The organism is Lentzea sp., assembly GCF_036380075.1.
GTDB lineage: Bacteria > Actinomycetota > Actinomycetes > Mycobacteriales > Pseudonocardiaceae > Lentzea.
The window spans coordinates 13,193-38,802 of sequence record NZ_DASVFL010000197.1 but is presented as its reverse complement, the minus strand read 5'-3'; the positions used below and the strand labels follow the sequence as shown (position 1 = coordinate 38,802).

At 70.3% G+C, this 25,610-nt stretch carries 20 protein-coding genes and 1 pseudogene; 13 read left to right on the top strand and 8 right to left on the bottom strand.

The window, feature by feature from the left end:
* Positions 1-178 precede the first annotated feature (178 nt).
* The 3 genes and pseudogenes from VF330_RS21695 to VF330_RS21685 form a co-directional block, all read right to left on the bottom strand.
* Positions 179-1,312 (bottom strand): annotated as a pseudogene (locus VF330_RS21695) (IS701 family transposase).
* Positions 1,269-2,198, bottom strand: a complete 930-nt coding sequence (locus VF330_RS21690; RefSeq protein ID WP_330853465.1) for a cobalamin-binding protein — start codon at positions 2,196-2,198, stop codon at positions 1,269-1,271. Before VF330_RS21690 ends, VF330_RS21695 begins: the two are co-directional and overlap by 44 nt.
* Positions 2,198-2,728, bottom strand: coding sequence for an NUDIX hydrolase (locus VF330_RS21685; protein WP_330853464.1), 531 nt, complete (start codon positions 2,726-2,728; stop codon positions 2,198-2,200). The genes VF330_RS21690 and VF330_RS21685 overlap by 1 nt, the downstream gene beginning before the upstream one ends.
* Before the next feature lie 177 nt (positions 2,729-2,905).
* On the opposite strand from VF330_RS21685, the gene VF330_RS21680 reads away from it, so the two are divergent.
* The gene (locus tag VF330_RS21680; protein WP_330853463.1) at positions 2,906-3,250 is read left to right on the top strand and encodes a hypothetical protein; all 345 of its coding nucleotides are present in this window, start codon (positions 2,906-2,908) and stop codon (positions 3,248-3,250) included.
* A 67-nt stretch (positions 3,251-3,317) separates the two neighbouring features.
* On the top strand, positions 3,318-4,331 hold the full coding sequence (locus VF330_RS21675; protein WP_330853462.1) for a hypothetical protein: 1,014 nt from the start codon (positions 3,318-3,320) through the stop codon (positions 4,329-4,331).
* Here the strand turns inward: VF330_RS21675 and VF330_RS21670 are convergent.
* Entirely contained in the window at positions 4,321-5,664 is a 1,344-nt protein-coding gene (locus tag VF330_RS21670) for an IucA/IucC family protein (RefSeq protein WP_330853461.1), read from the bottom strand. The two genes, VF330_RS21675 and VF330_RS21670, sit on opposite strands and share 11 nt — an antisense overlap.
* Before the next feature lie 23 nt (positions 5,665-5,687).
* On the opposite strand from VF330_RS21670, the gene VF330_RS21665 reads away from it, so the two are divergent.
* Both VF330_RS21665 and VF330_RS21660 read left to right on the top strand, forming a co-directional pair.
* Complete coding sequence (locus VF330_RS21665) at positions 5,688-7,145, top strand: IucA/IucC family C-terminal-domain containing protein (RefSeq protein WP_330853460.1); 1,458 nt, start codon at positions 5,688-5,690, stop codon at positions 7,143-7,145.
* Between the two features lie 34 nt (positions 7,146-7,179).
* Positions 7,180-8,394, top strand: coding sequence for a GDSL-type esterase/lipase family protein (locus VF330_RS21660; protein ID WP_330853459.1), 1,215 nt, complete (start codon positions 7,180-7,182; stop codon positions 8,392-8,394).
* 2 nt (positions 8,395-8,396) lie between these two features.
* Here VF330_RS21660 and VF330_RS21655 read toward each other — a convergent pair whose 3' ends face one another.
* Entirely contained in the window at positions 8,397-9,317 is a 921-nt protein-coding gene (locus VF330_RS21655; protein ID WP_330853458.1) for an alpha/beta hydrolase family protein, read from the bottom strand.
* Positions 9,318-9,373: 56 nt separating this feature from the next.
* Between VF330_RS21655 and VF330_RS21650 the strand changes: the two genes are divergently transcribed.
* The 4 genes from VF330_RS21650 to VF330_RS21635 all read left to right on the top strand — a co-directional run bounded on the left by VF330_RS21650 (position 9,374) and on the right by VF330_RS21635 (position 14,908).
* Complete coding sequence (locus tag VF330_RS21650; RefSeq protein ID WP_330853457.1) at positions 9,374-9,904, top strand: helix-turn-helix domain-containing protein; 531 nt, start codon at positions 9,374-9,376, stop codon at positions 9,902-9,904.
* A 122-nt stretch (positions 9,905-10,026) separates the two neighbouring features.
* Positions 10,027-10,914 carry a CPBP family intramembrane glutamic endopeptidase gene (locus VF330_RS21645; protein WP_330853456.1) on the top strand — a complete coding sequence of 296 codons (888 nt, stop codon included), beginning with the start codon at positions 10,027-10,029 and terminating at the stop codon, positions 10,912-10,914.
* Between the two features lie 86 nt (positions 10,915-11,000).
* Positions 11,001-13,511 carry a glycosyltransferase gene (locus VF330_RS21640; protein WP_330853455.1) on the top strand — a complete coding sequence of 837 codons (2,511 nt, stop codon included), beginning with the start codon at positions 11,001-11,003 and terminating at the stop codon, positions 13,509-13,511.
* Positions 13,511-14,908 carry a radical SAM protein gene (locus tag VF330_RS21635; RefSeq protein ID WP_330853454.1) on the top strand — a complete coding sequence of 466 codons (1,398 nt, stop codon included), beginning with the start codon at positions 13,511-13,513 and terminating at the stop codon, positions 14,906-14,908. Before VF330_RS21640 ends, VF330_RS21635 begins: the two co-directional genes overlap by 1 nt.
* A 4-nt stretch (positions 14,909-14,912) precedes the next feature.
* Here the strand turns inward: VF330_RS21635 and VF330_RS21630 are convergent, their stop codons facing one another.
* A complete protein-coding gene (locus tag VF330_RS21630) occupies positions 14,913-15,950 on the bottom strand; it encodes a medium chain dehydrogenase/reductase family protein (RefSeq protein ID WP_330853453.1) in 1,038 nt (345 codons plus the stop codon).
* A 124-nt stretch (positions 15,951-16,074) separates the two neighbouring features.
* Here VF330_RS21630 and VF330_RS21625 point away from each other — a divergent pair, with 124 nt between their 5' ends.
* Together VF330_RS21625 and VF330_RS21620 are read left to right on the top strand one after the other, a co-directional pair.
* Positions 16,075-17,898, top strand: coding sequence for a multicopper oxidase family protein (locus tag VF330_RS21625; RefSeq protein ID WP_330853452.1), 1,824 nt, complete (start codon positions 16,075-16,077; stop codon positions 17,896-17,898).
* A 267-nt stretch (positions 17,899-18,165) separates the two neighbouring features.
* Entirely contained in the window at positions 18,166-18,756 is a 591-nt protein-coding gene (locus tag VF330_RS21620; protein WP_330853451.1) for a transglycosylase family protein, read from the top strand.
* 44 nt (positions 18,757-18,800) lie between these two features.
* Here the strand turns inward: VF330_RS21620 and VF330_RS21615 are convergent, their stop codons facing one another.
* Together VF330_RS21615 and VF330_RS21610 are read right to left on the bottom strand one after the other, a co-directional pair.
* Positions 18,801-20,339, bottom strand: coding sequence for a sensor histidine kinase (locus VF330_RS21615; protein WP_330853450.1), 1,539 nt, complete (start codon positions 20,337-20,339; stop codon positions 18,801-18,803).
* A gap of 131 nt (positions 20,340-20,470) precedes the next feature.
* Positions 20,471-21,964, bottom strand: coding sequence for a family 43 glycosylhydrolase (locus VF330_RS21610; protein ID WP_330853449.1), 1,494 nt, complete (start codon positions 21,962-21,964; stop codon positions 20,471-20,473).
* 168 nt (positions 21,965-22,132) lie between these two features.
* On the opposite strand from VF330_RS21610, the gene VF330_RS21605 reads away from it, so the two are divergent.
* From VF330_RS21605 to VF330_RS21595, 3 genes are read left to right on the top strand one after another with little or no spacing between them, the layout of a single operon-like run.
* Positions 22,133-23,395, top strand: a complete 1,263-nt coding sequence (locus VF330_RS21605; protein ID WP_330853448.1) for a hypothetical protein — start codon at positions 22,133-22,135, stop codon at positions 23,393-23,395.
* Complete coding sequence (locus tag VF330_RS21600) at positions 23,364-25,040, top strand: RHS repeat-associated core domain-containing protein (protein WP_330853466.1); 1,677 nt, start codon at positions 23,364-23,366, stop codon at positions 25,038-25,040. The genes VF330_RS21605 and VF330_RS21600 overlap by 32 nt, the downstream gene beginning before the upstream one ends.
* Positions 25,041-25,058: 18 nt before the next feature.
* A complete protein-coding gene (locus VF330_RS21595) occupies positions 25,059-25,223 on the top strand; it encodes a hypothetical protein (protein WP_330853447.1) in 165 nt (54 codons plus the stop codon).
* The last annotated feature ends 387 nt before the right edge of the window (positions 25,224-25,610 follow it).

Genomic DNA, 25,610 nt, shown 5'->3' with positions numbered 1-25,610 from the left:
TAATACTGCAACGGCACTTATGTGAGCGGGTAGCCGCGTCGTTTGTAGTGGCTGAGGCGGGCTTGGTGTTGGCGTCGTCGGCGCCAGCACGACCAGGACCAGACATGGTCGACGTTGGTGGGCGGCCGCAGGACCAGGCTGACGAGCAGGCGGCGGATCTCGGGTAACGTGAAGCCGATCATGCCGTGGTCGCCGTGGACGGTTCCCCTTTTGCGGCAAGGGTTCTGGTCACGGCGAGCCAGGCGTGGGCGAGCATGGACAGGGTGATGTGGGCATACCAGGCCCTCCAGGACCGGACCTGGTAGTGGTCGAGTCCGGCCTCGTTCTTGGCCTGCTGGAAGCATTCCTCGATGCGCTAGCGGGTGCCGGCGATCCAGGCCAGGTCCAGCAGCGTGCACCGGCGGGACCCGTAGCAGACGTAGTAGGCGATCTCGCGGGGATCGGTGATGCTGCGGCGGGCCAGCAGCCAGTGTCCGCGGCCCGGTTCCCACGACACGCGGATCGGCACCCGTGCCCAGTCGTACTCGCGTGGCCCGTGCGCTCCGGCGCCCACCGACAACCGGCGCCAGGCCCGCGTCGGCAGCTGCGCGATCAGGGCGTCAGCGCGGGCCTGGCGGAAGTCGGTGGTGGTCAGCGTGTCGTTGACTCTCGTGGCCAGCACGTAGGCCACGTCGCGTTGTTCGAGCCACAACCGCAGGTACTTGGCCTGGCCGTAGGCCTCGTCGGCGGTCACCCACCGGAACGGCACCCCGGCCTCGAGCGTGCGCTCGATCATCGCCATCGCCTGCCGCGGCTTGGTGGCGAACCCCACCTCACCGGGAACACCGGCCGCCCGGCACCGATCCGGATCGGCGGTCCAGGACTCCGGCAGATAGAGCTCCCGGTCGATCAACGCGTGCCCCCGCGCCGAGGCATAGGCCAGGAACACACCCACCTGGCAGTTCTCCGTCCGGCCGGCGGTGCCCGAGTACTGCCGCTGCACCCCCGCCGAACGAGTGCCCTTCTTCAGGAACCCGGTGTCGTCGACGATCAACACCCCGTCCGCGGAGCCCAGATTCTCCGCGACGTAGTCCCGCAGATCGTCACGGACACCGTCGACATCCCAGTCCGCCCGCCGCAACAACCGCTGCATCCCGTCCGGCGAGACCTCACCGGCCCGCTCGGCCAGTGTCCAGCCGTTCTTGCGCTCCAACCCCGCAGTCAGACCGAGCACATACTCCCGCACACGAGACCGCGGCTCCGACCTGACGAACCGGCCACCGATCCGATCATGCAACCGGCTCAGCTCCGCCACAGCGACATCGACCACCACGCACACCATGATCCACTACGGAACACGCAAGTGCCGTTGCAGTATTAATCGCCTCGCCGGGCGCCGGTTCGGGACCGACGCCGTGCAGCACGTGCGCCAGTACCTCGATGCCGCGCACCACCCGCGGACCGGGCCGGTTGAAGTACGCCGGGCCGTCCAGCACCCACGTCTCCGGCAGCACCTCGCCGGGTAGCTCCCGCAGCGTCCGCGCAGGTGGGAAGCCGCAGGGCAGCAGCAGGACCACGTCGGGACGGGCGGCGTGGACGGCCTCCCAGGTGGTCGGGCCGGTGTGCTCGCCCGGCGCCGCGAGGAGCGGGACGCCGCCGGCGTGCGCGATCTGCTCGGGGATCCAGTGCCCGGCCGGCCACACCGGGTCGAGCCACTCGATCGCCGCGACCCGCGGCCGGACGAGGTCCCGGGTCTGCCGGGAGACGGCGTCGATCCGCTGCCGCAGCGCCGCGATCCGGTCGCGGCTGTCGACGCCGAGCACGTCGCCCACCGTCCTGAGGCAGTCGAGCACCTCGTCCAACGTGGACGGTTCGAGGCTCAGCACCTTCGGGCCGACGTCCATCATCCGCACGGTCTCCGTGACCGTCCGGTACGAGATCGCGCAGACGTCGCACAGGTCCTGGGTGAGGATCACGTCGGGCCGGAGCTCCGCCAGCAGCTCGTCGTCCAGGGCGTAGATCGACGAGCCGCGGTGGACGGTCGCGTTGATCTCCCGGCTGCTCACCGCGTCCTGGTCGACCGACGTGCTCGTGACGACCGGCACGTCCGCGACCTCGGCCGGCCAGTCGCACTCGTGGGTGCGGCCCACGAGGTGCTCCAGCAGACCCAGCTCGGCGACTATGTCGGTGGCGGCGGGCAGCAGCGAGACGATCCGCATCAGACCTCCCGGCCGAACTCGGCGTACCGCGTGGAACCGCTCTCCAGCGCCGCGACGGCCAGGACCAGCCTGCGGTGCAACGACGGGTAGATCCGCGGCCGGGCCTCGTCGAGCGTCAGGTACAGCACGCCCTCCAGCTCCGGGTCGCACGCCACCGCACCGTCCACCACGCCACCGTCGAACACGAACTGGTGGCAGTCGCGCCAGACCCCGTTGCGCGGCGTCCAGTCCACGACGAGCAACCGTCCCAGCGGGACGTCCAGGCCGAGCTCCTCGCGGATCTCGCGGATCGTCGCGGCCTTCGGCGACTCGTCGTCCTCCGCCATGCCGCCGGGGATGTCGAGCACGGCCTTGTAGGCCGGCACCACGAACAGCACGCGTCCGGTGGAATCACGGACCAGCGCCCCTCCCGCGCTCGTCTTGGTGGGGCGCCGGGAGGCCACCCCCGGTTCGAACTCGAGCTCGGCCGGCCCCTCGTCGAGGACGTCGGCGGCGAAGGCGGCGGGGTCTCCCGCGTGCTGGGCGGACACCTGTCGATGATCACACCACGGGGTGAATCCCGCACCGGCGCCCGTACCGTTCGGCGCTGGTGGGCGGCCGTCGGGCGATGACGGTGCGCAACCAAACGAAGGAGCAGTACGCTCAGCGGTGTAACTCCGTGCGATCAATCGCCGATGTCCGAGGCAACATCGGTGGAGGTGACGCCAATGGGGGCAACCGGTGCCGCCAAGCGCAGACAGGACGGCCGATCGGCCCCGTGGTCGGTGGTCGCCCTGACGGTCGTGTTCGTCGTGGTGGCCCAGGTCCAGTTCGCCATCGCGGTCGCGGAAGAGGTCTGGTGGCCTGCCGTGGTCGGGGTGCTGCTGCTGGGTGCGGCGATCGCGTTCGTCAAGGTCGCGCACAGGCTGCGGCTCGACGACAGCGACACGTACGAGGCGCCCGAGGTGGCCAAGCCGCTTCCGGCCGAGTACGAGGCGCACGTCGACGCCGACGGCAGTCTCGCCCGCGCGGTCGGCGAGGTGGTCCACGCGTCCCGGCGCTGGCGGGCCTGACCCGACCACCGCGGAGGCCGGACCACCGGGTGGCCCGGCCTCGCCGGCGTGTCCGGACAATGGTGCGATGCCGACGTCCGCCGAGTGGCTCGCAGTCCGCGCCCACCTGCTGGCCCACCGCCACGCCCTCGCCGCCGAGGCCGTCGCGGAGTACCCGGACGTGCCCCGGGTCGCCGGCACGCCGCTGCTCACGGCCTCGCACTGGACGCCGCCCGCGCCGGTCCCGCTGTCCGAGCTGACCCTGGAGCTGCGGTCGTCGCCGGAGCTCGCCGTCGCCGGGAGCCCGCTGCTCCCCGACGGCTTCGGCAGCTACTCGGAGGCCGTGGCCGCGCTCGCCGCACCGGCGGTGTTCCAGAACCGCGAGACCTACCGGCTGCTCGGCTTCACCGGCACGCACCTCACGTTCGGCCTCGGCACCTACTTCGACGGCATCGACGTCGGCGAGGCGTGCGCCCACGAGTACGCGGCCCGGTCGCTCGGCCTGGCCGGCGCGCTGCCGCTGCGGGACGCGGTCGGCGACCCGTGCGACCCCGCGCGCCGCCCGGTCAACGTCGCCATCAGCACCCTGACGCTGCGCCACGACCCGGTCTCCGGCGACGCCACGTTCTTCCTGCACTGGCGCGACCCGAAGCGCGTCGGGCACGCGGGCGGCATGTACCAGGTGCTGCCAGTCGGCGTGTTCCAGGGAACGCGGGACAGCGACTTCTCGTTGTGGCACTGCATGATCCGCGAGTTCGCCGAGGAGCTGCTCGGCGTCGAGGAGATCCACGACGCCGACTACGGGAACTGGCCGTTCGCCTCCGAGCTGACCGCGGCGGCGCGCGTGTTCCACCTGGGAACGGGCGTCGATCCGCTGACGTTCGCCACCGACCTGCTGACCGTGGCGGTGATCGAGGCGCCGCGGTTCGACGCGCTGTTCGGCGACGTGGTGTCGCACAACGAAGAGGGCCGCGTGCTGCGCGGGCTTCCCTTCACCGCCGGCACCATCGACCGGTTCGTGCACCACGAACCGACCCAGGCGGCGGGCGCGGCACTGCTGTCGCTGGCCTGGTGGCACCGGGACGTGCTGCTCAGGCCCTGAACGGGTTCGGCAGGTGCGCCCAGGCCGTCGTCGCGGGATCCAGCCGCATCAACGTGAGCGGCTTCGCCGGCCACGGGTCGTGCAGCAACGCGTGCCGGTCGGGCGTGTCCGGGACCGTCCGCGCCACGACCTCCCACAGTTCGGCGTCCGGCGCGTCCAGAGCGCCGACGAGGCCGGTCAGGGCGGTCGAGAAGAACGTGGCGAACGTCTTGGCGCGCAACGCCTCCGGACTCGCGTGCAGCCGTGCCGGCAGGCCGGCGCGCGGGCTGACCCTGATGTCGGCGAGGTCGCGGTAGACCACCCGGCTGGGCCTGCCGTTCACCAGGCCCACCACCAGGTTCTGCTCGTGGGCCTCCAGCGCCACGCCGCGGGCGAGCAACGTCATCAGCGGCGGCACGGTCAGTTCCGCGAACTCCCGCAGCCACGCGACCGGGTCGGCCGGCGGCGACAGGTGCAGCGCGGCCAGGGGCAGGAGGGTTTCGCCCTCACGCGGCACGGGTCTGTCGCGCAGGATCACGCCCAGCCGCCGGTCCGGTTCGCCGTCGGTGAGCACCGCGGCCGACGCCCGGTTGGGTTGCAGTTCGACGCCCTCGACGACGCCGGCGAGGAAGTCGGACACCGTCGTGGCCGTGGTGATCGACCCGGCCGAGATGTCCCGCACGGCCGACGTGATCTGGGCGCTCACCGTCGTCTTGACGTGCCAAGGGCCGGTTGACAGGGTCCGCAACGCCATCAGCGGGGCGGCGTCGAGAGTGCCGGCACTGGACACGCCCAGGTGGTCGGCCTGCCACGGGTGCACCGGCAGGAGGATCCGGTCGCCGTCGGTCAGCTCGGCGGGCCAGTCGCCGAACACGACGTGGTCCTTCGCCGGGTGCAGGCGCAGCGCGACCACCGGCCGGTGCTCGGGCCCGTACGCGAGGTGGTCGCGGGCGGTGAACCCGGTGCGGTTGCGGCAGCACGGGTGCAGCGGATGGCCGTCGACGACGCTCTGTTCGTGCTCTTCCGGCGAGCGTTCGAGGAACGGCGTGGTGATCGGGTCCGCGGTGCGGGACAACGCCAGTCCGGCGACGCTGTGCGCGACCTCGGAGATCAGGTTCTCCGCACGGGGCCAGTTCAGCGCGGCGAGGAGGTCGACGGGGTGGCTGAAGTCCGCCGGATCGACCGTGACCTGCGGTAACGGCTCGATCGCGAACGCCCTGAGCAGGCGCGCGAGCACCGCCGCGCGGGCTCCCGGCAACGCTGCGAGAAATCTCTCAGCGCGATCGCCGTCCAGCGCCGCGGCGAAGTCCGCCTCGACCCGCGTCTGCGTCAGAATGATCAGATCCTGACACATCGCCTCCTGGGAAGCGGACACCGGTGGAAGCGAGCACTGACCCCGACGGCGTCACCACGACCGCCCTGCTGAACTGCGTGCGCCGCGAGGTGGCGGAGCAGGGGCCGGACGGGACGTTCCGCCTGCCCCGCACCGGCGTGGTGCTGCGCGCGCGGGAGGGGCGCTGGCCGTCGGACCCCGAGGTGTTCACCGGGGTGTGGCAGCCGCTGTCGTGGCAGGGGCTGGCGGCGCTCGTCGGCGAGGAGCTCGGCGATCCACCGGCCGGGTTCCTCGACGAGATCGCGGGGTCGCGCTCCGCCGTCGCGGCGATCCTCGGCGCCCGTCCCGCCCCGCCGCCCGACCTCTACCAGCGGTCCGAACAGGCCCTGGTCGCCGGGCACCGCTACCACCCCGCGCCGAAGGGCCGCGGTGGCGTTCCGGCGTCGGAGTGGCTGCCGTACGCGCCCGAGGTGCACGCGCGGTTCTCGTTGGCACGCCTGGAAGGGACGTTCGTCGACGACGGTGACGTGCCGCTGCCGGAGGGGGTGCTCCCGGCGCACCCGTGGCAGCTTTCCTTGCTGGGACTGGAAGGCGAGGCGTCCGGACCCGAGGTGTGGCCGACGTCGTCGGTGCGCACCGTGTACGACCCGGCCGCCGACCTGTTCTACAAGTTCAGCCTCGACGTGCGGATCACCAACGACGTGCGCCGGCTGTGGGCGTACGACCTGCGCTGGATCCCGCCGCTCGCCCGCCTGCTCGGACCGGTGTTCGAGGACGTCGCCGCCGCGTACCCCGGCACCGCGTTCCTCCTCGACCGCGGCTACCGGACCTCGCCCGGGAACGTCGAGGGCCTGGCCGTCGTGGTGCGGGACGGCATCCGGCAGCACACCCTGCCCGGCGTGACCCCGGTGCTGGCGGCGGGGATCAGCGAGGGCTTCGACGGCAATCCGCTGGACGGCCTGAGCTCCGAGCAGGCGCTCCATTGGTTCCGGCGGTACGTCTCGGTCGTCGTTCCTCCCGTGCTGCACGCGTTCTTCGCGCACGGCGTCGTGATGGAGTGCCACCTCCAGAACGTCGTGGTCGGAGTGGACGGCGGCGGAACGCCCGTGCAGGCGCTCTTCCGCGACCCCGAGGGCATGCGGCTGCTGCCACGGCACGCCGACCTGTTGTCCTCAGTGGACGGAGGTGGCGGCGCGCGCGGGGTGTCCGAGGCCAAGGGCTGGGAGCGGTTGCAGTACTGCCTCGTCGTGAACCACCTCGTCGAGATCGCCGGCGCGGTGCTCGACCGCCATCCCGGTCTGGACGTGTGGGCGCAGGCGCGCGAGGTCTTCCTCGGTTACGCGCGCGACCACGGCGAGCAGGAGCCGCTGACGTCGTTGCTCGCGAGCCCGTTCGTGCCCGCGAAGGCCAACCTGCTGCTGCGCTGGACGCGCGCGGAGGGCGCGGCGAGCCGCTATGTCGACTTTCCGAACCCACTGGACAGGAACCGCCCACGTCGTTGACGTCGTTTTCGGACCGCCAATAGCGTGCCGGGACATGACGAATCGCTGGCGCACCCTGACACCCACGGTCCTCGTCGTGGCCGCACTGCTCACCCCGGCGGCCGAAGCCGGCAGACCCGCCTGGTTCACCTCCTGGGCGCAGTCGCAGCAGAACCTCGGTCCCGCGGTGCGCGACCAGTCGATGCGCATGATCACGCACCTCAGCCAGGGCGGCAGCGCCGTCCGCGTGCGGGTGCAGAACACGTTCGGCACGCAGCCGCTGACCCTCGACCACACCACCGTCGCGCTGAGCGGGGGAGACGCGGCGGTGTCCGGTGTCCGCGACCTGACGTTCGGCGGCCGGCGCGCCGTGACCCTGCAACCCGGCGCGTCGACGTGGAGCGACCAGGTCCCGTTCCCCACGAGCGCGGGCGCGGACCTGGCCGTCAGCATGCACGTGGCGGGGGAGGCGGTGCCCGGCCGCCACGACGGCGCGTTCCGGGAGAACTACCTGACCGCACCGGGCAGCGGGGACCAGACCGCTGCGCAGGCGGAGGCCTACCCGCAGAAGATCCAGTCCACCTACGTCGTCACCGCCGTGGACGTCTTCAACCCGCGGCTGAAGGGCACGATCGTCCCGTTCGGCAGCTCGGTCGTGGACGGCGTCGGCAGCACGAACTGCGGTCCCGGCTGCACCGAGCTGGGCACCAACAAGCGCTGGACCGACGTCCTGGCCCGCCGGATCGTCGCGGAGTCGCCCGCGAACGCCCAGCTGACCGTCGCCAACGCGGGCATCAGCGGCACCACCAGCGCCGTCTGTCCCGGGAACTCTCCCGGGATCCAGGGCCTGGACGCCGTGTCACGGCTGGAAAGGGACGTCCTCGCCCTGCACGGCGTCACCGACGTCATCTACTACTACGGCACGAACGACCTGGCCAACGGCTGTTCGTCCGCGGACATCATCGCCAGCTACCGCACGGTGTTCGCGCGCCTGAAGGCCGCCGGGGTGGACGTCCACGTCACGCCGATCACGCCGCGGCCGGGGTACAGCAACCAGAACAACGTCGACCGCCACGCCGTCAACTCGTTCGTGAAGCGGGGCGGCGACTGCTCCGGCACCTGCGCGTCGGTGACGGACTTCGACCAGGTGCTGTCCGACCCGGTCAAGCCGAACTCGATCCTCCCCGCCTACGACACCGGTGACGGCATCCACGCGAACATCGTGGGCCAGCAGGCGATCGCGGAGTACGTCGACCTGAAGGCCTTCTGACGTCAGCGGAGTCGCTGCGCCAGCCAGTCCGCGACCTCGGCGAGCAAGCCGGGATCGACCGGCCGGCGCAGCAGACGGCCGTACGACGTGAGCTTGGGTTCGTCGGGGTCGACCCGCAGCAGGTGCGTGAGGCCGGGCACGCACCGGGTCTCGGCGCCGGGGACGAGTGACCGGACGACCTCCAGGTCGGCGGCGTCGACCTGGAGGTCCTTGTCGCCGGTGAGCGCCAGCACGGGCGCGGTGATGCCGGGCAGGTCGGCGCGCGGGTCGTGGGCCAGCTGCTCGCGCCACCACCGCGCGTTGACCTTCGCCCCGCCGACGCGGGCCACGTCGGTGGTGGTGTTCTCGAGGGCCGTCAGCTGCCTGGTCGCGACGCGGCCCAGCAGCGGGAGCAGCGGGCGGACGAAAGCGGGCACCGTCCCCGCGACGCGGGAAGCCTGCCACCGCAACGCTTCCCCGCCCGGCCGGGCGTACCCGGCGAGCAGGACGACCGCGGCCGGGTTCTCGTGGCTGCCCAGCCACATCGCGTGGACGGCGCCCTCGCTGTGCCCGACGACGCCGACCTTGTCCGCCTTGACCTCCGGACGGGCGCGGAGGGTGCGCAACGCCATCGCGGCGTCGTCGCGGTTGTCCACGAACCCGGCGGCGCGCCAGTCGCCGGGCGACGCCCCGACACCGCGCCGGTCGTAGCGCAACGACGCGATGCCCTGCCGTGCGAGCGCGTGGGCCAGCGGACCGCCCAGCTCCATCCGCACCCTGCCGGCGTTGGAGTCGCGGTCCACCTTCCCGGAGCCGGGTAAGCAGAGCACGGCCGGGTGCGGACCCAGGCCGTCCGGCAGGGTCAGCGTGCCGTGCAGCGGGTGGCCGTCGCCGGTGGTCAGGGTGATCTCGACGTCCTGGGGTGTCGTGACGTGCGTGTTCATCGACGCTCCTCGTTATCAGTTTTGAGAACAGTATCACCGGTGAGAGGATTCGGTCCATGGCGAGCCTCGACCTCCTGCTGCACCCCGTCCGCCTGCGCATCGTGCAGGCGCTGCTCGACGGGCACCCGAGCACGACCACGCAGCTGCGGCAGCGGTTGCCCGAGGTCGCGCCCGCGACGATGTACCGGCACGTCGCCGTGCTGGCCGAGGCCGGGGTGCTGGAGGTGCTGGACGAGAAGCGGGTGCGCGGGATCGTCGAGCGCACCTACCGGCTGTGCTGGGACCGCGCGCGGCTCGACGGCGCCGAGCGCGCGGCGATGACGCCCGAGGACCACCTGCGGGCGTTCACCGCGTTCACCGGCGGCCTGCTCGCGGACTTCGGCCGGTACGTCGAGGGCGGGCCGGCGGACCCGGCGGCCGACGGCGTGACGTACCAGCGGGCGTCGTTGTGGCTGACGGACGAGGAGCACCGGGAGCTGCTGGCCGAGCTCCGCGCGGCGGTCACCGCCAGGACCGGGGGATCGCCCGGTCCCGGTCGCACCCGCCGGTCGGTGAGCCTGGTGGCGATCCCGGAGGGCGACGACTGACGGGTGTGTCCCCCGTGCGAGCTACTCCCCGATGTCCGCTCCGGTGGGATTCTTCGGGACCGAAAGCTCCCTAGCGTCTGCGGTGTCGGAAGTTCCCCGCTCACAGCCAGGAAGTCGGAGTCATGGAGCAGAGCGCACACCCGGACCGGTCCTCCGCCGAGTTGCCCGAGAGCAGGCGGAAGCTGCGCCGGTTCCGGTTCCCGGTCCTGTTCGTCACGCTGTTCGTGGTGATGCTGGCGGTCGTCGGGATCGACACGCTGGTGGCGCCGCTGCCGTTGCTCGCACTGCCGGTCGGGCTGGGGCTCGCCGCGGCCGGGGTGCTCTGCTACCGCCGGATGTCGCAGTACGTCGAAGTGCGCGACAACGTGCTGGAGGTCGCGCCGCGCGGCCGGTGGGCGGGTCTCGGCAAGGGCGTGCTGCTCGGGTTCGGGCTGTTCAGCGCACTGCTGCTGATCATCGGTGTGTTCGGCGGGTGGGACGGGCTGTCGTACGGCTCGTTCTTCGGCGCGCTGGGGCTCGTCGGGATGATGGCGAGCGTCGCGACGATGGAGGAGGTCCTGTTCCGCGGGGTGCTGTTCCGCATCCTGGAGGAACGCGTCGGCACCGTGATCGCGCTCGTCGTCTCGTCGCTGCTGTTCGGCCTGACGCACCTCGTCAACGTGAACGCGACGCTGTGGGGCGCGCTGTCCATCGGCCTGACCGGTGGCGCGATGCTGGCCTCCGCGTACGTCCTGACCAGGTCGCTGTGGTTCCCGATCGGCCTGCACTTCGCCTGGAACTTCACCCACGCCGGCCTCTTCGGCATCGCGGTGTCCGGCTCGGACGACGTGCCGAACGGGTTGCTGCACCTCGCCCTCGACGGTCCTGCCGTGCTCACCGGCGGAACGTTCGGTCCCGAAGCGAGCCTGATGGCGTTGCTGGTCTGCTCGGTGGCCACCGCCCTGATGCTGCGCCAGGCCGCCAGGACGGCGCGGATCAGGCCCCGTCCGCGAAAGTCCTCAGTGGACTGATTCGTGCCGATTGAGACGTAAACAGGGCAGAGAGCGCTTTCATGCTACGTTCGAGGAAGAGCTGACCACTCGGAGCGGAGCGGCCTGTGCCCGTCCTTTGGGGTGTCTCGTTCGACGCCACGGCCATGTCGGGCGTGGTCGTGGAGTTCATCAAGATCGCGAAGACGTTCGCCGGCCGGGGGGTCGAGGTCCACCTCGACCTCGGGTACGACATCAAGGCGGACAAGGGCCGGTTCTTCCAGCCCTACCGGCACGAACGCGTGCCGGACTGGATCACCCTGGACCGCGTCGACGGCATCGCGGAGATACCGGGGTACGGCCAGGAGTCCGTGGCGTCGGCCCTGGAAGCCGTGCGGCGGGACCAGGTGGTCGACGCCGGCCGCGTCGTCGCCGACCTGGCCGGTGCGATCGTGCGGACGTGGGAGGACCGCGGCGTCACGCTCGTGATGGTCGAGAACGGCACGCTCCCGGAGAACGTCGTCTACACCAGGGCGTTGTACCGGGCGATCGAGGTCTACGGCGCGAAACACGGGCTGGGCCGGTACGTGCTGTGGCGCGACCACGACCTGATGTGGCAGAGCGAACCGGACAAGTACGGCAGTTTCCCGTATCCCGCAACGCCTCCGATGGTGAACTCCCCGCACATCCACTACTTCGCGCTGCACGACGAAGCGAAGCGGCGCACGCTGGAGTGGATGCCGCACCTGCGCAACCTCGACGTCCTGCCGAACACCTTCACCCCACCCGACCGGCCCGGACGACCGGACTTCCGCCGGTACCACGGCATTCCGGAGCACGCCGGGCTGATCGCCCGGTTCACCCGGATCATCCCGCAGAAGCGGATCGACCGGGACCTGCACCTGCTGGCACTGCTCCCGGACACGTGGCTGTTCGTCGCGGGTGACACCGAGGAGAACCCGGAGGAGACCGCGGCACTGCGCGCTCTCGCCGAGGAACTGCGGGTGCCCGTGGTGTTCGGCGGTGTGCTCGAACCGTGCGAGTCGGCCGGCGACGAGTTCTCGGTGCGCGACCTGCTGGCGCACGCCGACGTCGTGTCGTTCCTGACGTCGTACGACTACGAGAGCTACGGCAACCCGATCGGCGAGGCGATCGCGGCCGGCGTGCCGTACATCGCGAGCAGGTACGCCCTGTACGACACGGTGTACCGGGGCTTCGAGGCGCCGGTGCTGGACGTCCTGGAGCACGACCTGCCGACGCGCGAGTTCGCCGCGCAGGTCCAGGAGCTGATGACGAACGCGGAGAGGCGGGCGGACGTGGTGGCGCACAACCGACAGCTCGGCACGGACAACCGCGCGGCCGCGGAGGAGCTGGTGAGCACGCTGTTCCCGCCGCCGATGGGCGAGGCCGTGCGCCTCAGCGTGGTGCTGCCGGTGCTCGACGAGGCCGCGAACATCGACGACGTGCTGCGGTCGTTGCACGACCAGGACGACATCGGCCACGACATGTACGAGATCGTGCTGGTGGACAACAACTCCACCGACGACACGGTCGCGAAAGCGCGTGCCTTCGCCGAACGGTCGCAGGTGGCCATCCACGTGATCAGCGAACGCGAGCAGGGCGTCGCGTGCGCGCGCCGGACCGGGATGGAGTTCGCCGCACGGCGCAGCCGCACCCGCGAGGACCCCGGCGAGCGCTTCTACCTGGTGTCCGCCGACGCCGACTGCCGCGTCGACCGGCGGTGGCTCACGGAGCTCTTCGCGGCCATGGAGAAGGACAAGGCCGCGATCGGGGTCTGCGACTACTACTACAACGCCGAGCACTTCGTCGACAGGCCGCGGCTCTGGGACGCGATCCAGCGCACGTTGCGCTGCCGGGCGGTGACGTTCTCGTTGTTCGGCGGCTTCCCGGACGGCAAGGGCTTCGCCGTCGAACGCGAGGCCTACGAACAGGTCGGCGGCATCGAGATCTTCTACCAGCTGCGGAACGGGAAGTTCGTCAACCACCTGTCCGACGACTGGGACTTCGGCATCAAGGTCCGCGGCTCCGGCCACGACATCACCTACGCGCCGAAGTCGAAGGTCGAGATCAACCCCCGGCGCGTCAACCACGCCCTGGACGAGGTGATCACCGGGCGGGCGTACGGCAACGACGGCATCATCGTCATGCGCGACATCCGGCCGGAGGCGCCCGCGAGGACGGTCGACCTGACCGAGGCGGAGGCGGTGCAGGCCTGGGAGTTCTCCGTCAAGGACTTCACACCGAAGAACACGATCCTGCCCGTCCTGCTCACACCGTCCTTCCTGGACGAGGACGCGGTCGTCGAGTTCTTCGGCGAGGACCTCGCGCACCGGCTGGGCGAGCGCGTCGCCGAGATCAAGGCCGAGATGAGCGTCGTCGACTTCCTGCCGATCCACTCGTACAAGACGCCGTCGTACCGGCTGTACCTGGAGTTCCGGGACGAGATCTTCGCGCGGCTGCGCGCCACCGTCGGTGAGGACGTCGGGTACCCGCCGCCGTTGCCGGAGTGCTTCGCCGACGTGCCCGAGGACAGGTTCGCCGAGTTCGTGAAGTACTACTGCGAGGACCGCGAGTCCGGGGAGGCGCACAACTACTTCGGCAATGGAGGCGTGTTCTGATGAGCCGTGTGCTGACGACCGAACCGAAGGTGTGGCCCGCGCTCAAGAACCCGGCCAACGCCCACCTGCTCGATTACGTCACCGAGGACCCGTTCGGCGCGCACGTCTTCCCCGGCAACGTTCCCGGCTACGGCGTCGACGACTTCCTCGACGACCTCGGCGACCAGCTCGTCGGCACCGCCCCGATCCACCTGTGGTCCTACATCCCCACGTGCGCCTACAAGTGCCGCTTCTGCCAGTACCCGGTCGTGCTCGTCAAGGGCGGCCAGGCCGAGGAGAAGCTGACCAGGTGGGTCGACTGGAACATCCGCGAGGCACAGCTGTGGCTGCGTCGCGTGCCGGAGCTGGCCACCGCGCCGATCGGCGAGTTCAACGTCTTCGGCGGCACGCCGTCGTTGTTGCCGGAGAACCAGATCCGGCGCCTGCTCGACTTCTACCGCGAGAACTTCGGGTTCACCGAGGACACCACGATCCGGTTCGAGGGCGACCCGAGCACCTTCACGCCGGCGAAGCTGGAGTTGTTGCGGGAACTGGGCTGCACCAAGCTCTCCAGCGGCGTGCAGTCGTTCGACGACCACGTGTTGCGCGAGTGCGGCCGCGAGCACACGTCTCAGATGTGCGTCGACTTCGTGCGCAACGCCCAGGCCGCCGGGTTCGAGTGGGTCAGCATCGACCTGATGTACGGCCTGCTGGACCAGACCGTCGACAGCGTCCGCCGCGACCTCGACGTGGTGCTGGAGAACGAGGTCACCGCGGTCGTGTGCACCAAGCTGCACCTCAAGTCGTACGCCGAGACCAGGACCGGGGTGGCGGGGGAGAAGCCCGCGCCGTGGCAGCTGCCCGAGTACCGCGACAAGCTCGTGCGGGACGGCCACTTCTGGCCCGCACTGCAGGAGCAGTACCGGATGCGCGAGATCCTCACCGACGGCCTGCGCGCCGCCGGCTACACCGAGCACCCCACGATGTACTTCGCCCGCGACGGACTCGGTCCGGAGAAGTGGAAGTCCATCATGGTGGACCAGGACAAGCAGGAGGCCGAGGTCGCGATCGGCCTGGGCGGCAGCTCCAGCTGCCGCAGGTCCGAGGCCATCACCGACGTCAACTGGAAGAACTACGCCCAGTCCGTCGACCAGGGCCGCGTGCCGCTGGGGTCCGCCACCGGGTTCGACGCGGCGGCCCAGGAGGCGCGGGCGGTCAAGATGGCCCTGTCGACCCTGCGACCGGTCCGCGAGGACCTGCACCGCTCGCTCTACGGCCGCTCGCTGCACGAGAGCCCGTGGCGGGAGAAGTTCGCCTCCCTCGCCGAACGCGGCCTCGTCACCGTCGACGCGGACGGCGTCGCGTTGACCGAGGACGGCCAGGTGCTGGTGGAGGCGATCATCAACACCGAGCTGTGACCCGTCAGGGCACGAGGACGACCTTGCCCGCGACCGTGCGCGACTCGGCGAGCTCGAGGGCCGCCGAGGCCCGCGCCAGCGGGAACTCCGCCGCGATCTGCGGGGTGACAACGCCGTCCGCCACCAGGTCGAGCACGCGGGTGAGGTCGTCGGCGAGCGTGCGCTGGAACTTCGCCCTGTTCCGCACCCCCGACCAGAAGCTGTAGAAGTACGCGCTGCGCTGGTTGGGCAGCGCGTGCCAGAGCTTGAGCTGTGCCAGCAGCTTCAGCAGCTGCACCTGCGAGTTGCCCTCCTCGTCCTTGGCGGCCGCGGTGCCGTACGAGACCAGCGTCCCGCCCTTGCGCAGCAGCTGCCACGACTTCTGGACGCCGGGCCCGCCGACGTGGTCGAACACCGCGTCCACGCCGTCCGGCGCGAGCTCGCCGATCCGGGCGTGGTGCTCCGGGTCGTGGTAGTCGACGGGGATCACGCCCCACGCCCGCACCGTGTCGTGGTGCCGTGCGGACGCCGTGCCGATCACGGTGGCACCGGCGTGCCGGGCCAGCTGGACGAGCGTGGAGCCGACACCGCCGTTGGCGCCCAGCACCACGACGGTGTCGCCGGCCTGGACGTTCGCCCGCCGGTGCAGCATCTGCCACGCGGTGACCCCGTTGACCGCCACGGTCTCCGCCGCCGCGGGCGACACGCCGTCCGGCACGGGCACGAGGTCGCCGGCGTCGATCAGGACGTGGCTCGCCCAGCCACCGGTCTTGGTGACGGCCGCGAACCGGCGGCCGGTCAGCGACGGGTCCACCCGCGGCCCGGTCGCGACGACCGTGCCGACGAGGTCGTAGCCGGGGACGAACGGGAACGGCGGCTGGTCGTAGTACTTGCCGAGCCGCATCTGCTGCTCGGCGAACGAGACACCGGTCGCCTCCATCCGCAGGAGGGCCTGGCCGGCGGTGGGCGCGGGGAGGTCCCGCGTCCGCACCTGGAGGCCACCGGGGCCGACGACCCCGGGCAGGACGACTTCGGTCGCGCGGTGGGTGACTGCACTGGACATGACCGGATCGTGCCGGGACGCCTGCCCCGTTCGCGTCGGCACAAACTGCGTAGTCCCGTCTCGGCAGGAATCTAGGCGATGGTTGCCGACGCGAGAGCGCGGCCGCCGCGGACACGATCACGGCATGTTCGGTCTGCTCGTCCAAACAGACATGCTTCTGGCGCTGCTGGCGATGATCGCGGCGGCGGTCACCGGTGTGCGCGCGTCCGACCCGCGCCTGCGGCGCTGGCTCCTCATCACCGCCGTGCTGGTGGCGTCGCGGCTGGTGGTCATCGGCCTGATGGCGCCCGGCGGCCTGGTCCTCGTCGAGGCCCGGTTGCTGGTCCAGCTGCCGCTGGCCGTCCTGCCGCTGCTGCTCGCCTTCCTGGTGCGCCAACCCGTGACGACCCACGTGGCCGCCGCCGGGGTGGTGCTGTCGGGCTGGTGGCTGTTCGTGCCGTTCGGCCCCCAGGACGCCGTGACGGTGCTCGGCACCTCGGTGCTCGTGCTCGGCCTGGCGGCGGCGTTGTCGGCGGCACTGGGCCGGTGGAGGGAATCCGGCACCCGAGTGGCGCGGCTGCCCTGGCTCGGCGCGGGGCTCGTCCTCGTCCTGACCCTCGTGCTCGTCGTGAACTACCGGGAGAACGTCGCGCAGGCGTCCGGTCACGACCACCACCACGGCGGTGTCAGCGTCGACCAGCTCACCGGTCCCCGCGACCGCGCACCCGACGTCCGCCTCACCATGACCGCGGCCAAGGGCCAGGTCGAGCTCGCGTCCGGTCAGGTCGTGGACGGCCTCACGTTCAACGGCGTCGCGCCGGGTCCCGAGATCCGCGTCCGGAAAGGACAGCTCGTCGAGGTCACCTTGCAGAACAAGGACGTCGACGAGGGCGTGACGCTGCACTGGCACGGCGTGGACGTGCCCAACGCCGAGGACGGCGTGCCCGGCGTGACGCAGGAGGCCGTGCGTCCCGGCAGGCAGCACGTCTACCGGTTCGTCCCCAACCGGGCCGGAACCTTCTGGTACCACTCGCACCGCGACGCGCTGGAGAACGTGCAGCGCGGCCTCTTCGGCTCGCTGGTCGTCGAGGACGGAGAGAAGTTCGACGGCTTCGAACGCACGATGTTCACGCACATCTGGCCCGGCGGAGAGGAGACCGGCGTCTTCGGCACCGCGGACAGGCCTGTCCGCGAAGCCGTTCCGGCGGGCCGGAAGGTGTTGCTGCGACTGGTGAACAGCTCGCAGGACCCGCAGCTGGTCCGGCTCGCCGGCACCGAGTTCACCGTGGCCGCCATTGACGGCAACGCCATCGGCGGCGCCACCCCGCTCGCCGCCGGCACCGACCTCCAGCTCGCCGCGGGCGGCCGGTACGACGTGGCGTTCACGATGCCGGGCACCGCGGTCACGGTGGCCCTCAGCGACACCGCCGCGACGGCGTTCAGCCCCGACGGCACCGCGGACCCGGCCGTGCCGCAGGAGGGCACGCCGTTCGACCCGCTGGCCTACGGTTCCGGCGCGGACTCCGCCGGCGAGTCCACTTCGTACAACCGCAGCTACGACCTTCGGCTGGACGACGGGTTCGGCTTCAACCAGGGGCGGATCGGCTTCGTGAGCAGCCTGATGAACGGCCGCCTCTACCCCGCGGTGCCGACCCTCCAGGTCAGCGAGGGCGACCGCGTCAAGGTCCGCATCATCAACCGCAGCATGATCAACCACCCCATGCACCTGCACGGCCACCGCGTGCGCGTCCTGTCGCGCAACGGCGTCCCCGCGACGGGGAGCCCGTGGTGGACCGACACCCTCAACGTGGCACCGGGCCAGGTGTTCGAGGTGGCGTTCACCGCGGACAACCCCGGGATCTGGATGGACCACTGCCACAACTTCCGGCACGGCGCCAACGGCATGGTGATGCACCTGGCGTACGACGGCGTGAGCACGCCGTTCTCGCACGACGGGTCACCGGAATGACCCCGGCGTCGATCTTGCGGGACCACGGGTCGCGTTGAAACGTCCCCGGCGCGATCGTGACCGGATCGAGTGGTCTTGCCGCGTGCGGCCGTGCGGAGTCGGCGCGGGCTTCTTACGGTCCAGCCCAGTGACCGAGAGGTCGCCGCACCACCGGGGCAAGCCGTGCGCTCACCTGTCCAGCGGCCAGCCCTGATCCGTGACACGGATCAAGTCCCCGCCGGACAGGCGCTGCTGCAGGCGAGAGCGCGACGGGGCGCGAAAAGGACCATGCGTCATCTCCGTGGCAACGCCACCACCCGCGCTCTGCTCATCGCCGTCTCCACTGCCGCGCTCTGCGCGGCCGGCGGCGCACTCGCCTCCGCGGCACCCTCGGTCGACTGGGACCGCATCGCCCAGTGCGAGGCCGGCGGCAACTGGTCCATCAACACCGGGAACGGCTACTACGGCGGACTCCAGTTCACCGAGTCGACGTGGCGGGCCAACGGCGGCGCCGGCCGCGCCGACCAGGCCTCCCGCGAGGAGCAGATCCGCGTGGCGGAGAACGTCCTGCGCACCCAGGGCATCGGTGCCTGGCCGTCGTGCGGGCGCAGGGCGGGGGCACCGGCGCAACCGGTGCGGCAGAGGCACGTCCCGACAGCCGGCAAGGCCGTCTCGCGCGCCCTGCCCGTGGTCCCGGTGGCCCCGCCGTCCACCAGCAACCCGGACGGCGACTACGAGATCAAGTCCGGCGACACCCTCAGCAAGATCGCCGAGGAGCTGAAGGTCGAGGGCGGCTGGCAGGCGCTGGTGGCGAAGAACGCCCGCTTCCTGACCAACCCCGACCTGATCAAGCCGGGGGACAGGATCGCCACGAAGTGACGCCGTGAGAGCGGGGACCCGCGTTTCGGCGCGGGTCCCCGCTCTCAGTCGTCGGTCCGGGTGTCCGCCTCGGCCCGCGGGAGGGTGAAGCGGATCGTGGTCCCGTCCGTCGCCGTGGTGTCGAGCCAGATCCGGCCGCCGTGGTACTCGACGATCTTGCGGCACATCGCCAGCCCGATGCCGGTGCCGGAGTACTGGTCCTTGGTGTGCAGCCGCTGGAAGATGACGAAGATCCGTTCGGCGTACTGCTCCTCGATGCCGATGCCGTTGTCCCGCACCGAGAAAGTCCACATGTCGTCGTCGCCGGGCTCCGCGTCGATCCGCACGAGCGGGGCTTGCGGGCCGCGGAACTTCACGGCGTTGCCGATGAGGTTCTGGAACACCGCCGTGAGCAGCCTGGCCTCGCCGCGGACCTGCGGCAGCGTGCCGGCCTCGACCCGTGCGTCCGTGTCCTCCAAGGCCTGGGCCAGGTTCCGGCGCGCGTCGTCCACCAGGTCGTTCGCCGCCACCACCACGTGCTTCTCGCGGTGCCGGCCCACCCGGCTGAACGCGAGCAGGTCGTTGATGAGCAGCTGCATCCGCTTCGCGCCGTCGACGGCGAAGTCGATGTACTGCGTGGCGCGGTCGTCGAGCTGGTCGCGGTAGCGCCGTTCCAGCAGCTGGCAGAAGCTCGCGACCTTGCGCAGGGGCTCCTGGAGGTCGTGCGAGGCGACGTAGGCGAACTGCTCCAGCTCCGAGTTGGACCGCCGCAGCTCGGCCGTCGCGGCGTCGAGGGCGGCGTTGCGCTCCTGCGCCTGGTCCAGCTCCGAGACGATGCGGGTGCGCATGACGTCGACGTCGCGCCCCAGCTCCCGCAGCTCCGACGGCCCGGTCGCGGTGACCGTGTGGGCGAAGTCGCCGCCCGCCACCAGCCCCACGTGCCCGCGCAGCCTGCTCAGCGGCCCGACGACGTGGACCAGCACCGCCGCCACGCAGCCCAGCACCGCCACCAGCAGCACAGCCATCGCGATGATGCACGTGACCGCCATCCCGGTGGCCGCGTCGTTGAGGGCGGCCCGCCCCTCGGCCCGCTGGACCGCCAGCTCGTCCTGCAACGCCGTCAGCGCCACGCGGACCGCGTCGAACCGCTGCTTGCCCACCGACTCGTCCGGGACCTGGGCACCGGCCTTCACCGCGGCGATGGTGGGGTCGGCGTACTGGCTGCGCCAGCCGTTCATCGCGGCGTCCAGCGCGGTGAGCCCCTCGGCGACCTTCGGCGTCTCGAGCGCCGCGACCGTCGCGCGGGCGGAGCTCTGGCGGTCGAACCCGTTCTGGTAGGGCTTGAGGAAGTCCTCGCTGCGGCTGAGCACGAAGCCGCGGACGCCGTTCTCCTGGTCGACCAGGTCGGCCCCGAGCTGTTGCGCGCTGACCACCGCCGGTCCCACGACGTCGAGCAGCCGCGAGCGGGCCCGCGAGAGGTCGCCGATGGCCAGCAGCACCGCGAGGGTCGCCCCCAGCAGCACCGCCACCAGCGCCATCGAGATCCACACCGACCACCGCCGCAACGACGGACCAGCCGACACGGCACCAGAACCCGCGCGCACGGCACCTCCCCTGTCCCGGCGCACCGGCGCCGGCCTCAACACGCGTTGAGCCGCGCAATCGTAAGGTCGCGCTCCCAGGGCCCCGTCACCGGTGGTCCGGGCCGGCCCCGCGGGGAGGCCGGCCCGGCACCTCAGCGGTGGGCGACGGAGAAGCCGTCGAAGCCCGCCCCGGTGTTGAAGACGCGCACTCCGTTGGCACCACTGGCATAGCTGGTGTCGGTGACGGAGATCTTCAGCGCGTCGTTCACGTACACCTTGATCGACGACCCGACCGCCTCGACCCGCACCCGGTGCGAGACGTTCGGCCGGATCGCGACCGCCGCGCTCGCCAGCTGCGTCCAGCCGCCGTCGGCCTTGCCCAGCACGACCTTCCCGGTGCCGCTGATGCCGGCGTAGTAGCCGCGGTAGGCGTCCGTGCCGGTGCTCGCCTGCGTGGCCCGGAACACCACCCCGGCGTCCCCGCCCGCGGACCGCGGCGTCACGTCGACCTGCTGCACGAGGTCCGAGAAGTTGGTGTCCAGCAACGCCTTCCCGCCGAACGACGCCCCGGCCTCGTACCGCTTGGTGCCGGCCGACCAACTGCCGCCGTACGTGGTCCAGCCGATGGCGTTGCCGTCCTCGAAGTCGTCCTCGACCCGCATCGTGACCGGCGCGATGGTGCCGTCGGCGTTGAACGTCATCCGGTCGTAGGAGAGCTGCCGGTCGTTGGCACCGCTGCGGCTCAACGGCCGCCGGTGGTAGAAGATGTACCAGATGTCCGTGCCCGGCACGTTGAGCACCGAGTTGTGGCCGGAACCCCGTGCCACGGCGGCGTCCTGGCTCAACACCCGGCTGATCTTGGTGAACGGCCCGGTGGGGGAGTCGGAGATCGCGTAGGACACCGCGTAGTTCGGCCCGGTCCAGCCGTCCTCGGACCACATGAAGTAGTACTTGCCGTTCTTCTTGAACATCTGCGAACCCTCGGTGAAGTTCGCCGGCGTGATCTCCTTGTAGGTGCTGCCGTCCGCGAACTGCCCGAGGCTCGTCATGTCCGCGTTGAGCTTGACGACGTTGGCATGACCCCAGCCGCCGTAGTACATGTACGCCTGACCGTCGGTGTCGACGAACACGTCCTGGTCGATGGGCTGCGCGCCGTTGACGAACTGCCCGATCAGCGGCTTGCCGATCGCGTCCCGGTAAGGCCCTTCCGGCCGGTCCGCGACGGCCACCCCGATCCCGCCGAGCTCGGAGTTGCCCTGAATGTCGTTGGCCCCGAAGTAGAGGTAGTACTTCCCGTTGCGCTGCACCGGCGCGGGCGCCCACACCGCCCGCCGCGCCCACGAGACGTTGGCGGTCGTGAGGACGTTGGGGTGCTTGGTCCAGTTGACCAGGTCGGTCGACGAGAAGGCGTCCAGGTACGTCTGCTCGTCGTAGGGCCGCGACGAGGTCGGGAAGACCCAGTACTTCCCGTCGTACACGGCGACGTCGGGGTCGGCGTACCACCCGTCGACGAACGGGTTGCCGGCCTCGGACGTGGAGAAGTCGGGCACGGCAGCCACGTTCGACGTTTCCGCTGTCGAGGCCACCGCGGGGACGCTGCCGAGCAGCAGGGCGGCCATCGCGGCCAGGGCGGTCTTTGGTGTCACCGTCTCGTCCAATCTGCAGGGTCGGACTCGTTTGCAACGTTGTAAACACGGCGTGGATCGATCCAAACAGTGCCGCGGCCGGCTGTCCAGGCTCCGATCGGCCGTGGGAGACCGTGCACCAGATCCGGGGAGCTCCCCCTCCGTCGACGTCAGGTACATTCACCGCGATTGCCGCGAATTCGGCCGAATTTGAGGTTTGAAGCGAAAGACAATGGGTATTGCGCGGCAATCGGTCATGAGTCGATCACGGCTCTGGTGGCATCGGGTGAGGTCTCGGCGATGCGGACGACCTGCCTGAACTTCAACCTCGGTGTGCTGCCGTGGTATCCGATGGAACGGCACCAGATCAGCGACCGGCTGGAATTGCTGGTCAACCTGGACACGCGGAATGTCGTGCTGTCCTATCGCGAACTGACCGTCAAGGGCACCGGGCTGAACATGTCCGCTGACCGGTTCTACAACGCGCAGTCCTCGTCGGGCTGGATTCATAGTGGGACCGAGATCGGTCTGGAGAATCCGGGATTCACGTCGGGAAACATGCGGATCCTGCACGGCCCCAACGAGTACTGCGTGAAATTTCCGGAAAACGCGGACGGCACCTTCGCTCCCGCCGAGCACTTCCGCGCGTCGCTGACGAAGACGCCGGAGAGCGGCTACGTCGTCACGTTCAACGACTCCGGTGAGCCGTGGCTGTTCACCGGCCAGGGCTGGTTCGTGTCGCAGACCGACCGCAACGGCAACGCCAACACCAACCGCTACCGGCCGGACGGGTCCCTGGCGTCGATCACCGACTCGCAGGGCCGTGTCACCACGTTCAACCGGGACACGCAGGGCAGGGACTCCTCGCTGACCGACCCGACGGGGCAGACGTTCGGCAACTACGTCTACACCGCCGGCAGGCTCAGCGAGCTCAGCGACCGGGCGGGCCAGAAGGTCAAGTTCGGCTACGACACCGCACGGGACCTGCTGACCTCGGTCACCGACGGCCGTGGCAACACCTGGAAGCTCGAGTACGACCCGGACTCCACGCGGATCACCAAGCTCACCGAGCCGACCCGCGACGGCACCGGCGCGGCAGTCCAAGGCCACCGACGCCCTCGGTCACGTCCAGTCGCGCACCTGGACGGCCAACAGCGACGTCAACGTCACGACCAACGGGATGCAGCACTCCACGACCTACGACTACGACCCGCAGCAGAACCTGATCGGGACGAAGCTGGCGACCGGAGCCAAGAACGTCGTCGGTTACACCGACTCGGCACATCCTCACCTGCCGACGCAGATCACCGACGGGTCGGGCAACCAGGTGACCCGCGACTACGACGACAACGGCAACGTGACCCGCATCCGCTCGACGGGGCTGAACGCGGACATCGAAGTGCTGCGCTACACCGAACGCATGGGCCTGGTCGAGTCCAAAAAGGACGGTAAGCAGGCCGAGACGACCTACGAGTACGACGACCGCGGCAACCTCACCAAGGTCGTCCCGCCTGCTCCGGCCAAGCCGACGACGTTCACCTATGACGCCCTCTCGCGCGTCGACAGCGTGACCGACGGCAACGGCAAGAAGATCGTCTACGTCTACGACAAGCTCGACCGCGTCACGACGACCACGTACAACGGCACGGTGTTGCAGTCCAACACCTTCGACGCCAACGGCAACCTCACCAGGACACAGACCGCCGACGCGACGAGGGTCTTCGACTACGACCCGCGCAACCTGCTCGAGAAGGTCACGCGAGGCAGCGAAGTCGTCTCCTACGCCTACGACAAGGCGGGCAACGTCAAGACGCCGACCACCCCGACGGGTGTGGCGAAGTACGACTACGACGAGGCGAACCGCCTCAAGACGTTGCAGGACTCCTTCGGCGGCACAACGACCTTCGGCTACGACAACGCCGGACGCCAGACCTCGGTGACCGTCACCCGGTCCGGCGGCGCCGAGCTGCCGAAGACCACCAACCGCTACACCAAGCCCGACGGCACCGACACCGACAAGATCCAGGTCAAGACCAGGGGCAGCAGCACCCGGTCCTTCACCTACGACGGCGCCGGCAGGCTCAAGACCGCACCGGGCACCACCTACACCTACGACAACGCCACGAACCTGCTCTCCGGCGAGGGCCACACTTTCACCGTCAACGCCGCCGACCAGGCCACCAAGGCAAACGACACGACCGTGACGTTCGACGGCGCGGGCAACCACGCGTCGACGACCAACCCGGAGTCGCAGTACACCTTCAGCCCCACCAACCAGGTCCTCACCGGCCACGCCGGCACGACCCAGGTGCTGGACGTCCGCTACGACACCAGCCAGCAGACCCAGCCCAGGACCATCACCGAGACCGTCGGCGGCAACCAGGTCACCCACGTCCTGACGCACACCGCCCTGGGCGTCACCGAAACCGTCGACAACGGCAAGCGCTCCAGCTACACCCGCGACCCCCAAGGGCTGCTCATCGGGCTCAAGGACGGCGCCGGTGCCCGGTACGGGGCGGTCACCGACCACCAGGGCAGCGTGATCGGCCTGGTCGACACCTCCGGCAACCTGGTCGCCGAATACGACTACACGCCGTACGGGGCGGTGACGGCGACCGGAGCGGCCGCGGGTGCGAACCCGTTCCGCTACATCGGGGTCTACCAACTTCAGCAGGGCCAGTACCTGATGGGCCACCGCGTGTACGACAGCGCGATGGCGCGGTTCCGCTCACCGGACCCGACGGGCCAGGAAAGCAACCCGTACAACTACGCCAAGGGCGACCCGGTCAACCAGAGCGATCCGACCGGTGGCTACAGCTGGGCGGACTTCGGTCAGGACGTCGGCTCGGGCATCGGGGGCATCGGTTCCGGCACCGTGATCGGCGTCGCCTGCGGCGCCACCGGTGGCGTGGGCTGCCTCGTCGGCGGAGCGGTCGTCGGCGCGATGTTCGGCGCGGCTGGCGGAGGGCTGGGCGCCGCGATCGGCGGCGGCGACAAAGCGAAGATCACCGACGCCACGATCAGCGGCGCCGTCGGTGGCACGATTGGTGGTGTCGGCGGCGTTTTCGGCGGGAAAGCGATCAGCAAGCTCATTTGACCGACAGCGAGGAGCGAGATGGATCCCAGCAGTCGCAACGGCACTGTGGGCATGTTCCTGGCAGCCGCTGCCACAGTAGCCACCCTGCTGCTTGACCTGCCTTTGATTGTGCCGATCCTGCTGTTCCTCGGCGGGTGCTTGCTGGGGGTCTACGTGGTGAGGCAGTCCCTGCGCCGCCGCTGACGCACGATCAGAAGGGGTACCGATCGGCAACTGCCGGCCGGTACCCCTTCTCGTTTTATGTGAAAACTACGCCGCGATAGAGACGGTCGGGCGTGTGCTGGGTTGTGCCGAGAAATACGTCCGTGCAGGTCAGTAGGCATCGGCGTGTGATGACCGGTCGCCGTCCGGCATGATCGCGGTTCGTACTGGTCCGCTTCGCCTCTCTCGCCGTCTCCCACGCCTTCGCCGCGCTACGGCTATTGCGCATGATGCGGTGGCATCGCGACCTGGTGAGGAGCTGCCATGCCCGTGCGAGCAAACACCGAGGGCCTGGGCGTCCACGCGTGGTCGCCTGCGATTCGCAGCCTTGTCCTGCGCCTGGCAACCGAGAACCCCTCCTGAGGGTAT